This is a genomic window from Thermoleptolyngbya oregonensis NK1-22 (assembly GCF_032705245.1).
GTDB classification, from domain to species: Bacteria; Cyanobacteriota; Cyanobacteriia; order Elainellales; family Elainellaceae; genus Thermoleptolyngbya; species Thermoleptolyngbya sichuanensis.
Window position 1 is genome coordinate 4,491,373 of record NZ_CP053540.1, and the last position, 12,031, is coordinate 4,503,403.

The 12,031-nt window shown below is 56.0% G+C and carries 6 protein-coding genes; all 6 read right to left on the reverse strand.

Annotation, left to right across the window (positions count from 1 at the left end):
• Window positions 1–40: 40 nt before the first annotated feature.
• A complete protein-coding gene (locus tag HNI00_RS18770; protein WP_316788415.1) occupies window positions 41–5,347 on the reverse strand; it encodes a hybrid sensor histidine kinase/response regulator in 5,307 nt (1,768 codons plus the stop codon).
• Window positions 5,348–5,508: 161 nt separating this feature from the next.
• Window positions 5,509–8,424 (reverse strand): methyl-accepting chemotaxis protein, encoded by a 2,916-nt coding sequence (locus tag HNI00_RS18775; protein ID WP_316788417.1) that lies wholly within the window; start codon window positions 8,422–8,424, stop codon window positions 5,509–5,511.
• A gap of 88 nt (window positions 8,425–8,512) precedes the next feature.
• Window positions 8,513–9,043, reverse strand: a complete 531-nt coding sequence (locus HNI00_RS18780) for a chemotaxis protein CheW (RefSeq protein WP_172354585.1) — start codon at window positions 9,041–9,043, stop codon at window positions 8,513–8,515.
• Window positions 9,044–9,078: 35 nt separating this feature from the next.
• On the reverse strand, window positions 9,079–9,444 hold the full coding sequence (locus tag HNI00_RS18785; RefSeq protein WP_068508027.1) for a response regulator transcription factor: 366 nt from the start codon (window positions 9,442–9,444) through the stop codon (window positions 9,079–9,081).
• A gap of 270 nt (window positions 9,445–9,714) precedes the next feature.
• On the reverse strand, window positions 9,715–11,028 hold the full coding sequence (locus tag HNI00_RS18790) for a response regulator (protein WP_420156225.1): 1,314 nt from the start codon (window positions 11,026–11,028) through the stop codon (window positions 9,715–9,717).
• Window positions 11,029–11,784: 756 nt separating this feature from the next.
• A complete protein-coding gene (locus HNI00_RS18795; protein WP_316788424.1) occupies window positions 11,785–11,982 on the reverse strand; it encodes a hypothetical protein in 198 nt (65 codons plus the stop codon).
• Between the last annotated feature and the right edge of the window lie 49 nt (window positions 11,983–12,031).

The window sequence follows — 12,031 nt, forward strand, 5'->3', positions numbered from 1 at the left end:
GTTACTGTTTAGCTACTGAGTTACTGTTTAGTTACTGTCTTTAGTTACTGTCTCCGCTAGCTGCCACCAGCACTTCGCCTTTGAGCATCCGCTGCGCCGCATCGAGCAGCATTTCCTCCAGATAGGGCTTGGTAAAGTAACCCTTGGCTCCAAGCTGGATAGCCATTTGACGGTGGCGGTCGGCTCCGCGAGAAGTCAGCATGGCAATAGGAATGTGGGTCAGGTGCGTGTCTTTCTGCATTCGAGACAGCAGTTCTAGACCGTCCATGCGGGGCATCTCAATGTCGCAGAACACCAGATCGCAGGGCAAGCCAGACCGGAGCTTTTCCCAGGCTTCCTGCCCGTCGCGAGCCTGCTCCACCCGATAGCCAATCTTGGCAAACGTCATCGACAGCAGTTCGCGGACGGTAATGGAGTCGTCCACGATTAGCACCGTGGGTTCCTGCTTTGCATCGGCGGCATCGGCGGGTGGCTCTTCGCTGACTTCCCACAGGGAGCTACCGGCCTCGCGACGGATGCGGCCCATCGACAGATCGATGAGTTCCAGCACGTCGGCAATGGGCATGATGCGTCCGTCGCCCAGCACCGTCGCCCCAGCAATACCCAGCGGTTTGGGCACAGGCCCTTCGAGCTGTTTGATTACAATTTCCTGTTCGCCCAAGACCTGATCGACTTGCAGTGCCAGATAGCTGCCCGCGTTGCTCCGCAGCACCACCACCGACACAATATCGTCTTCCTGGTTGCCGCCATAGACGCTGCCGCGACCCAGGCTGCGATTGTATTTCAGCAGGTTCGACAGCGGCTGGAAGGGCAGCAGTTGTTCGCGCCACGGGATACAGGATTGACCTTCGCTATTGATCTGGATGCGATCGCGCGGGACATCCAGCATATCCTGCACCCCGTCCATTGGGAAGGCGATGCGGGCGCGGTTGCTGATGCAGCACAGTGCCTTGGAGATACTCAGCGTCAGCGGCAGGCGGATGGTGAAGGTCGTGCCGCGCCCGACGGAGGAGTCGATGTTGATCACGCCCCGAATTTCGTTGAGGCTGGTGCGAACCACGTCCATGCCCACGCCGCGTCCTGCTAGGTCGTCGGCTTTGTCGCGGGTGCTGAAGCCGTGGTGGAACAGCAGGTCATACACATCCAGCCGAGACATATTCTTGGCTTCGGCAGGCGTGATTAGCCCACGGGCGATCGCCTTCTGTTTCACCAGTTCCGGGTCAATTCCAGCGCCATCATCGCTGACCGAAATCACCGTCTGGTTGCCCTGGTGGAAGGTGCGAACCGTAATTCGCCCGGTCGGTGCTTTGCCCATCGCGGCCCGTTCCTGGGGCGACTCGATGCCGTGGGTAATGGCGTTGTTGACCAGGTGCGTCATCGGGTCATAAAGCTGCTCCAAGATCATCTTGTCGATCAGGGTTTCGCGTCCCTCCAACACCAGTTCTGCCTGCTTGCCACAGCGCAGAGAGATGTCGCGAACCGCACGGGGCAGGCGATCGGCGGTTTGGGCAAAGGGCACCATTCGGGTGCGGGTCAGCCCTTCCTGAAGCTGCGTGGTGATCTGGCGGAAGTTGCGGGTGATCTGATCTGTCTCGTCCACCACAAAGTCAATGTCCGAGGCCGATTCTCGCACCCGCACGATTAGCTCGATCATCTCCTGTGAGAGGGTGTGGAAGCCTGTGAACCGATCCATCTCCAGCGCGTCGAAGCTCACGCCCGTTGCATGGTTGCTCTGGCTGCTGCTGGGGGCGCTGCCAGGAGCCGTAAAGGCAGAAGTCTTGCGTCCAGAGAGCAGAGAGCTTTCCAAGAGCGATCGCTCGTACAGGTCGCGCATCCGCTGACCCACATCGCTCAACTGCTGCACTTGATAGAGCAGGTTGTCGAGGAACTGCCGCAGCCGTTCCTCAGCTTGTTCCAGACTGTTGCGGTTGACGACCAGTTCGCCCACCAGGTTGTTGAGGTTGTCCAGGTTTTTGACTGACACGCGCATGGTTTGGTCAGTCAGGGTGGGGGTGTTACGGCGCGTTGCGGGCCGGCGAGCCGCAGCAGCATTCCGAACTGCCCGCATCGTGGGAATGTCGGACAGGGTTTGGTCGGCGTTTTCTAGCAGCCGTTCCAAGTCCTCAAACTCATCTGCCTCGTCCTCGCTGGGAATTGGAGGAGCAGTAGGCGGAACAGAAGTTACATCTCCGTCGAGTAGCGCTTCCAAATCCGCAAAGTCGTCCGCCTCTTCCACACCAAACCCTGAAATAGGCGTTTCAGAAGCAGTTGTTGCCATTTCTTCTTCTAGCAGCGCATCCAAATCGGCAAAGGCATCTGCTTCATCCCCAACGCTGTCCTCGTTGACCGGGCTGGAATCTGCCAGCAGGTCTTCCAAGTCGGCAAAATCGCTGTTGGGGTCTGATGCGTTTTCAAACAGGTTGGCTTCGCTGAGGTCAAGCCCAAAATCTGGCGTGACGGTTTCGTCGGCATTGCCTAACAGCAAATCCAGGTCGCCAAAGTCGGCTACGGCCGCCGCAGCTTCAGGATTAGGGGCGATCGCCTCCAAAGGCTTGCTGGAGATCAGGGGTTCTTCTACTGAAAGTTCCTCTACTGAAAGCCCCTCTACTGAAAGTTCTTCTACTGGAGGCTCCTCAGCGGAAGCGCTGGTTCCGTCGTCGATCGACTCTTCAATTGCAAGTTCTGCTGCAAGCTCTGCGCTTGTCTGTAACTCTTGCAGATCTTCTAACTGCGGCTCCTCTAGTTGCGACTCTTCCAGCAATGCATCCAGACTGTCAGCAGCTTCGGCATCTACCCCCGAAAACAGATCGTCTCCATCCAACGCCTCCGTGCCCAGAGCTTCGTCCAGTCCCAGATCGGTTAGGGCCAACTCATCTTCTGATGCAGAAACGACTTCGGTCGCGTCGAGATCAGCGCCAGCAGCAGGCTCTTCTAGGAGGTCTACGTCTGCATCGCTCAGGTCAAAGCCCCCCAGATTTTCGACCTCCAGCACGTCTGGGTCAGCCGTTGGATTGATTGCTGAAGAGGGTTGAGGTGCTTCCTCTTCCGGCAGATCATCCAGGCTGTCCCAAATCGCTTGGGCCGATGGCTCAGCGCCCCACAAATCAGCCGTCACATCCTGATCGGCCTCCACATCCCACATCGCTGGAGCCGGAGTCAGCGCCGCCAGCCCATCTTCAGAATCCAGCGCATCTAGCCAGGACGTTGGCTGAGAAGCAGCGTCTTCCTGGGAATCATCCTCCAGGTCGAGTCCCATTCCAGGGTCGCTCAGATCAGAATCGTCCATCGCCAACAGATCTTCGGCAGCAGGTGGGTTCTCAATCAATGCATTAGACAACACATCAGATGCATCGGATGCATCCTCAGCCACCTCCGCTGTGGGCGGCTCAAACAGGATTGCCGAATCCATCCCAGCCTCAGCGTCCCCAGCCTCAGCGTCTTCGCTGACTTCGGCTAGCGCTTCTGGCTCCAAATCGCTGCCCAAATCTGCAAAGAAGTCGTCTAATGCGTCCAACTGCTGGTCGGGTTCTGATACTTCAGGCAAGCCCAAGAAGCTGTCTTCTAGCCCGCCAGTGAGTTCTTCCAGCAAGCCATTATCCGAATCGTCTAGTCCAAAAAAGTCCGGGACTGGAGACTCTTCAGCAAATAGGTCGCCATCCAGTAGGTCATCCAGAGATGCCTCTCCGGTCATTGCCGATGCATCAGGATCGGTAAATTGCGGTTCTGGCTGCGCTCCAAACAGAGCCTCTGAGGAGTCCTCTATCTGAGCCGCGCTGTTTGCCGCAGCATTCAGAATTGCAGAAAGATCGTCGTCTGAATCGTCGGCCGCGCTTTCAAAACTGCCGGAATCGTCCCCAGCGCCGTAGGATTCTAGCCCGCCCTCTAGCTCTAGCTCTAAGTCGCTCAGTTCGCCAGCAGTGTCTTGCCCAAACAGCAAGTCCGAGAAGTCGCTAGTGGGGTCAGGCTCTAGCGGTTCTGGTAGCTCCACCTCGACTTCTGACAAGATTTCTTCCTGCCAGATGATTCCTAGGTCAGGGGCTTCGTTTTCAAATAGGTCGGCCAGACTGTTGAGTTCTGCGATGCCGACTTCTGGCCCGTTTTGATCATCCCCTGTAGGATCATCGGCTGCGGCAAAATCTAGTTCCTCTAAGCCGCTGGGCCCATCCAACGCATCCAGCGCATCCAGGCCCAAGGCGCTGTCATCCATTGAAGCGAAGAGGTCTGGTGCATCCGAAGCGGATGTATCCGGCAAGTCAAAATCGGCAGTGTCAGCAGTGTCAAATGACCGTTCAAAATCGTTCGTGCGATCGCCCGATCCTGCCTGCTCATCCGCCGCTGCACCAAACGCCGCATCAAAGCCCAGCGGATCGAGATCTAGAGGCGCGTTGGGTACATCCAGCACTTCGGCATCGGGCAAGCCAAATTCGGCTGCATCCACGCCGCCATCGGTGGTTGGCGGCACCGATAGCCAGTCGGCAGCAGGTTCCAGCAGCAGGTCATCGTCGCTGGGCTGGAGTTGGAGTAGGGCTTCGCTGGGCGTGATGTCGGCAGCGCGACTCGCTAGCACCTGTTCCTGCGCCTGCTTGATGTCTTTGATGATAACGGGCGCAAGGGTGCGAAACTCGTTGTCGGGATGGGCGATCGCCCTTTCTGCCAGAGAGAGCAGATCCGTCCAAGCAGGCAAGTCAAACGGATCGCCATAGCCGCTCAGCGTGCGACAGAGGGACTGAAGCTGTTGACGAGTAGCGTCGCTGTCTGCCTGCTTGAAGAGTTGCAGCATTTCTCGCAGGCGAGCGGGCACATCGCTCTGGAACATCAGGAGCAGGGCGCTTTCCTCGGCGATCGCAGGCTGTGGCGCAGAGGCAGGCGTTGCCTTGGCAGCAGGAACCGATAGCTCCACATCCTCCGGCGGCGTGCCACCCGACTGAGCCACCAACCGAGACAAATGTTCATTAATCTGCCCAAAGATTGGCTCCACCCCAGCCATCACCTCGGCAGATTTGTCATCGGTCAACCCAAAGGGACCCTGGAGGTGATCCAACAGTTCTCGCAGCGCGTCAAATACACCCAGCAGCAGAGTTTCTAGAGTTTGGTCAACCCGCACCGGACACTCTTTCAGCACCTTGAAGTAGTCTTCCAGGCGGTGGGATGTGTTTTGAATGCTGTCCAGCCCCAACATTGCCGCGCCGCCCTTGACCGAGTGCGCTGCACGAAACACCTCGCTGACCATCTCCGAGTCTTCGATGGTGGCTTGCAGATTCAGCAACCCCTGCTCGATGGTGTTCAGGTGGTCTTTTGCTTCTTCAATGAAGTAGCCCAGGATGCGCTGTTGTTGTTCCGACAGCATAGCGGTGTTCCTTCTAAATGGGGGAAATGCGCGAACTGAAGATGGGGTGAGCGGTTCAAAATGCAAGAGGGCGTATCCCCTCAAAATCTAACCTAATGTACCCGAATCCATCCAAAGCTCCATCAAATCTGAGAAAGCCAGTCAAGAAGACGCAGAAGACACTACTTTTCAACGCGGAACCGTTCCACCGAGTTCAGCAGGTCGCGGGCAACGCCCACCAAGTTTTGCAGCGAACCCGACACGCGCTGTGCTTCTTGAGAGGTTTCTTGGGCGGTCAATTCCACCGATTGCATCACCTGGGCCACGGCGCGGGAGGTCTCGGTTTGCTCGATGGTGTCGGTGGTAATGGAGCGCACCAGCACGTCGATGCGGTTCGACACCTGAATGATGTCTTCGAGCGATCGCTTTGCCTGTTCTGCCAGCCGGGTGCCCTCGATCACCTGCTGCGTACCTTCTTCCATCGCGGTCATCACCGAGCCAGTCTCGCTTTGAATTTGCAGCACGATTTGCTCAATTTCCTTCGATGCTTTGGCGGCCCGGTCGGCAAGCTGGCGCACCTCGTCTGCCACGATTGCGAATCCGCGTCCTGCTTCGCCTGCCCGCGCCGCCTCGATACTGGCGTTCAGTGCCAGCAGGTTGGTGCGAGAAGCAATGGAGGAAATCAGCGCCACAATCTTGGAGATTTCCTGGGACGACTCCGCCAGACGTTTCACCTTGCGGGTGGTTTCTGCCACCGTTTCGCGGATTTCTAGAATGCCGGATACGGTGCGCTCCACTGCTTCTCCGCCCTTGAGCGCAGTGGTAGAGGCAGAACGAGCCACCTCTTCGGCTTCGCGGGCGCTCTCTGCCACCCGCTGAATCGAATCGGTCATCATTTGCACAGAGTTCAGCGTGACGGCTAGCTCTTCCGCCTGCCGCAAGGCATCAGAGGAGAGCGATCGCGCAAAAATCTCATTCTCGGTAGATCCCTTAGTCACCTGCCGCGCCGCCTGCTTCACCTGCTGCACGATTTCTCGCAGGTTTTGAATGGTCAGGTTAAACGAGTCGGCAACTGCACCCAGCACGTCTGCGGTCACCTCTGCCTGCACCGTTAGGTCGCCCCGTGCCGCGCCTTCCACATCATCCAGCAGGCGAATCACCTGACGTTGCAGGTCTTCCTTCGCTTGCTCCTGCTCCTCCGCTTTGCGCTGGGCTTCGCTAGTGGTCGTCAAAATCACCCGCGCCATCTGGTTAAACCCAGACGAGAGTTGCCCCAGTTCATCTTCGGAATACACCGTTGCACGAGCGTTCAGATTGCCTTGCGACACAGCGCTGAACTGCGCCTGCAAATCGCTCACCGATCGCTTGATTTGACGATTCGACGCAGCGCTCAGAGCCGTTGCCGTACCGCCACCAACCAGACCCGCCGCCACCGCCATCACCAGCCCCATCTTTTGGCTTGCTGGAATAATGGTCGGGCGGTCTTCTTCGGGCACTAGAAAGTTGGATGCCAGGAAGCCAATCGTGGCCACGGCGATCGCCGATGTGATACCCGTCGCCAAGCCAATCAGCCACTTCTTGCTATCGAGCGGCGCGTTTGCCAAGGGAGCTAGCCAGCCCTGCTGCTCAGCCACCTCAGCCTCCACACTCCGCCCATCGCCCTGAGTAAAGGTCGGCAGCGCGTCCGATACGCCAGAAAAGCTGAAGATCTCATCTTCTCGAATCACCGACTGATCGGCTCCCCCGTCAGTCAAGTCAAACCCACTCTCACTGGACACCATGCCCGCACGCCCAGAAACCAAAAAGCTTTCGCCGCCGACCGAAGGACTCGTAAAGCCAGCCGAATGGTCAGACATATCGAAATCGGGCAGGCTACCCAAATCATCGAACTCGTCAAACTCATCTAGAAAATCGGCCCCTCCAACCGATTTGCCGCTGTGGGGGTCTTCGCTGGTTGAGAAATCATCCAGGCTATCCAGGTCGTCCAGCGCATAGCTATTGCCACCGTCCACAAAGGTATGGTCATCCAAATCTGCCGAAAAACTACTGCTGCCGTTGCCATAACTCGGCATCGGGTAGCCATTCGTTTCATGGGACGGAGAAGCATAACCTGGCGCACCATAGTCCGACATGCCATAGTCCGATGGGTTATGGTTCGATGCGCCATAATCTGTTGTCCCATAATCTGGCGTTCCATAATCTGGGGCATCTGGGGCGGCATACGGGTCATCCTCTTGCGACTGCCCATGCCCAAACGTTGCCTCACCATCTTCTTCAGACGACAGGGCTTCAAATTCATCCGACATCATGAATAGAGTCTCTTCCCCAGTCGATTCAGCAGGCATTGCAAAACCGCCGCTGGCAGAAGGCGATGGAAAAGATTCAAACACCTCGCCCTCAAACCCTGAATCAAAAGATAGCTCTGCATCCGCCGCCGAATCGTCAAATCCAGCCGCTGCAAAGTTCTCCATCGACTGTTCGGGATCATCAAAGACATAGGGCGATGGCTGCCCTAACCCTGCATCCGCCGGACTCGCCAGCCCAGCCAAGGGATCATCTGATGCCGCAAAGGGGTCATTCAGCCCAAAGTCGCCGCCTGCGTCGTCGCCTGCGAATGGATTTTCAAAGGGCGACGGAATCGCTTCAGGACCGGCAAATGGGTCTTCTGCACCATTGAAGTCCAGCCCATCGAAGCTAAAAGCATTATCCAAGTCGCCTAGATCGCCACCCTCTTCAAAGTAAGTTTGGGAGTCAGTTGTGCTAACAAAATCACCGTCAATGTCGTCAAATCCGGCATCTGGGGCAACCGTCGCACCAGCATCACTATACTGCTGGATTGTTTCTAACCCACTGTTGGCATAATCCACATACTCGGGGTCGTTGGTCAGCGCCAGCACTGACTGATACTGTTCACGCGCAATGTCGTATTGCTGGAGTCCGTAGCAGTAAATATGTCCGCGCAATAGCCGCACATTGGGGTCATTGGGATAGTCTTCTACAAGGCGATCGATCACCGCTGCTGCATCGTCGTATTTCCCTTGCATATAGGCTCTTTCAGCCTGCTGATATTCCTGTGCGTATCCAGTGCTTGATCCCATGTGCCTTCTCCTTAAGCCTGTGCGCGTCTCCGAATGTGCCTCGGTCTAATGGGTTGTCGAGTGAGTTATCGAACTGATTGAAGCTGAGTCAAGCAGCCCATCGGGCCGACCTCAGAATTGCGACTTGATCTAGCAGTCTTAAATGGCGATCTTGAGCGTCTCCAACGGCCCATTCGCCTCGAATAAAGGGAGCCATGCCGTCGGGCAGATTGGTTGGCACCTGAATGTCGTCAAGGGGAAGCCAGTCCATGCCGTTAATCAGGTCAACGGCCAACCCCAACATGGTGTCTTGGTCTTCAACCGCGATGACGTAGATTTCTGAGCGATCGGTACTCAATGGCACGGAGTCTCCCAGAAACTGACCTAGATCGGCAACCCAAACAACGCGCCCTCGCACGTTTAGAGTACCCAACAGGAGGGGAGAGACATTCGGAATGGGCGTGATGCGATCGGGCGGAGAAGCAATCACTTCTTTGATTCCTACCGCAGGCAGGGCAAACTCGTCACCCGAAGTCATAAAAAATCGCAGGTGTAGTTCTCCTTCAGGACTGTCTAGCTCCTGAAACTCTGCGACCTGATCCTGCCCTCTGCCTGTGAAAAAATCTGGATTGCCTATCATGGACGATTAACCTATCTTTACCTGGTTCATCTGAGCTATCCCCGCAGCAATTGCTTGACCGTGCCCACTAGCTCGGTTGGCTGGAACGGCTTTGCAATGTATGCATCTGCACCCTGCTTCATGCCCCAATAGCGATCGAATTCTTCCCCTTTAGAGGAACACATCACAACGGGGATGTTTTGAGTTTTGGGATTGGCTTTGATTTGTCGGCAGACCTCGTATCCGTTCATGCGGGGCATTACGATGTCGAGAACCACTAGGTCAGGGCTATGACCTTCTATTTGTTCTAGCGCTTCTACACCATCGCTAGCCACGGTGACATCGAGTCCGCTGCCTTTTAGCAGGTCAGTAATCATTTCCCGCTGGGTCACGCTGTCTTCTACAACCAAAACTCTACTCATAACGCCTTACTTTGCAACCATAGTGTTGATTTCGCGAAAACCGCTGGGGTAAACACTGAGTGGATTCTAGAAGCCTACTAGGAAACTTACTAATAAAAATAATGCCCTTTTATTGCGGTGCCCTTTAAAGATAGCGAAGGTTGGCATTTGCAAAACACCTGACCTCTGTGTTGGCAGAATGTTGGCAGAATTTTGACAAAACACCAAACTATATTGGCAAATATTGGCAAACCTCTGCTTCGCGGATGTTTTGCAGGCTCCTGTGCCGGGTTAAGCGGGATGGGGTGGGAATGAAGAAGCATCGGTGGGGGGTGGTTTGATATCAAGTTCTAACGCATTTTCTAAGTCTTCTGCCAGGAGTCTTTCAACGTTGGGCGGGTTTTCTAGCCCTGGGCCAATGTAGGTTTCGACCAGTGTGAGTAGTTCTTGTTCGCCGAAGGGTTTTGTGAGGTAGTCGGTTGCGCCGACGATGCGTGCTTTGACGCGATCGATAAAGCCGTCGCGTCCGGTGAGCATGATGATTGGGGTTTGCCGGAAGGCGGTGGAGGTGCGGAGCATGGCGCAGATTTCATAGCCATCCAGTTCGGGCATGGAAATGTCGCACAGGATGAGGTCGGGCTTGAGCTGAAAGACCAAGCTGAGGGCCTTGAGGGGGTTGCCGATGGAGGTGGCTTCGTAGCCGTGGCTGCGGAGGATAGACTCAATGGCTTTGCGGATGGAGGTGCCGTCATCGATGCAGACGATGCGGGGGACGGGGGTTTGAATGGTGGGCTTGGGCTTTGTGGGCAGGGTGTTGGGGGTTGGGGTGGCAAGCTGGACGATGCCTTGCTTGATGTAGGGGTAGAGGGCTTTGGCGACGGTGATGAGGTCACGGTTGAGGTAGCGAGAGATTTGCCGGATGGAGGTTTGTCCGTCCATCCAGTCGCTGAGGGCGGCGATGGTGGTTTCTTTTACGGAGTCGCGGAGGCGATCGCCATCGACCACAAGCAGCCCCTGATCGGGGGATTGGATATGAGGATGAAACTTTTTCCAGGACTGTACCTGAGTCATGATGCGGGCAAGTAGTGGGCCAATTTCCAGCGTGGTGAGTTGGGGGGCGAGGGGAGAACCGATTTCAAAGATGAAGCTACCTTGGTGCAGGCTGAGCAGGTCAAACAGGGTTTCGCGCACCATGCTGTGGATGATGCTGCGGGCCTGGGCAGGGGTGAGGATGCGCTGCTCCAGCAGGGCCCAGAGGTGTCCGTATTCGGGGGTGTTGGTAGTGGCGATCGCCCCTCCAGTGTCTACCCCATTCAGCGATGCTTCCAACTGATAGCGACGGAGGTAATCGCGCAGGCGAGACAAATCGCTGCGGGCATCGCCTGCGTAGATGATTTGACCATTTAGAAAAAAGACAAACCAGGACTGCGAGGGTGTGGTCTTGGCAAGACGGTTTCGCAGGACGATTGGCGCAGTATTTGTGTCGCCTCCTGGCAGCATTCCACCCAGCCCGTAGGACTCTACAAACAGTTCGCCCGTGCGCTGACCCAGTTCCACAAGCTGGAGAATGCTGCGGATATCAATTTCATTCAAGTTCCCCTGCATATCGCCAAATCACCCCCTCAAGGTCAGTGCTGGGCTTGGGCTAGTCTGCTGCGGGCGGTTCGCGGCTTTGGGCAGGCGCTGAGGTGGGCCTGGGTCAACCGTTGAAAGTCAATTCTGACATGATGCCCAATGTTTTTCTGCCTTTGTCATCCAGTATGATTCCCCAATTGCCTGTCAAAGTAGACAAACCCCAGAATATCCGGCGAATGTCTGTATTGTTCCAGTATCTTGGCGCTGCTATCTTGGCGCTGCTAGCAGGTGATGCTGCCGAATTCTGGGCTGTGCTGACTCGCTTAGATTTTGTCCGGAGGCGTTAATCCAGCCCTGGCTTGGGCACTCTAGACTATCGGGAATTGCAGGCTTTGCGCCAAGGGCAAGGAGCAATAGAGGGAGGCAGGGAAGCTAGATTTTAGAGCAAGTCCTATAGGCACAAGCCCGGATAGGCGTTGGGGCGATCGCCAGATATCCCAGCGATCCAAGTAGCTCAGCCCAGCCGCACCGAAGGAGGCCCAGTCCATGACTCCGGTATAGTCAGTTGGGGCAGGATAAGTCCGCCAAGTTTGCCAAATTTGCCAGAGTTTGGCTTATTGGGATGGAGTCTGAGCGCGGTAGAGGAGCAGATTGGACTGACCCACTCAGTTTTGATTGCATTTTTTGCTTGCATTTTCTGGATTGCAAACTAGAATCGAACTTCAGGGGAGATGTGATGATGCTACATTTGATGGAAATAGGGATGGAAACAGCCGTCTTATCTTGTTAGACCCACCTAGAGCAATGGCTGGCGGGCGGGTGTGTGCTAAACCGGACGAGCGGTTTGTTCGGCAAGCTCTCTGGCGTTTCAGGTTCGATATGCCGCCCCACAGGGCGAGGTTTTTCCTGGTCTTTGTCTTTTGGACGGGGCGATCGCCCGCTACTGCATCCCAGCCCAGTCGCTTCAGTCCGCTTTAGGTTCATATTATTAGGCTCATAATTATGTAGCTACGTGTATGGCGCTGTAGCGCTC

Bases quoted from the DNA above. Each gene is read 5' to 3' on its own strand.
- HNI00_RS18770 (WP_316788415.1), bottom strand. From the start codon at position 5,347: ATGCTGTCGGAACAACAACAGCGCATCCTGGGCTACTTCATTGAAGAA.
- HNI00_RS18775 (WP_316788417.1), bottom strand. From the start codon at position 8,424: ATGGGATCAAGCACTGGATACGCACAGGAATATCAGCAGGCTGAAAGA.
- HNI00_RS18780 (WP_172354585.1), bottom strand. From the start codon at position 9,043: ATGATAGGCAATCCAGATTTTTTCACAGGCAGAGGGCAGGATCAGGTC.
- HNI00_RS18785 (WP_068508027.1), bottom strand. From the start codon at position 9,444: ATGAGTAGAGTTTTGGTTGTAGAAGACAGCGTGACCCAGCGGGAAATG.
- HNI00_RS18790 (WP_420156225.1), bottom strand. From the start codon at position 11,028: ATGCAGGGGAACTTGAATGAAATTGATATCCGCAGCATTCTCCAGCTT.
- HNI00_RS18795 (WP_316788424.1), bottom strand. From the start codon at position 11,982: ATGAACCTAAAGCGGACTGAAGCGACTGGGCTGGGATGCAGTAGCGGG.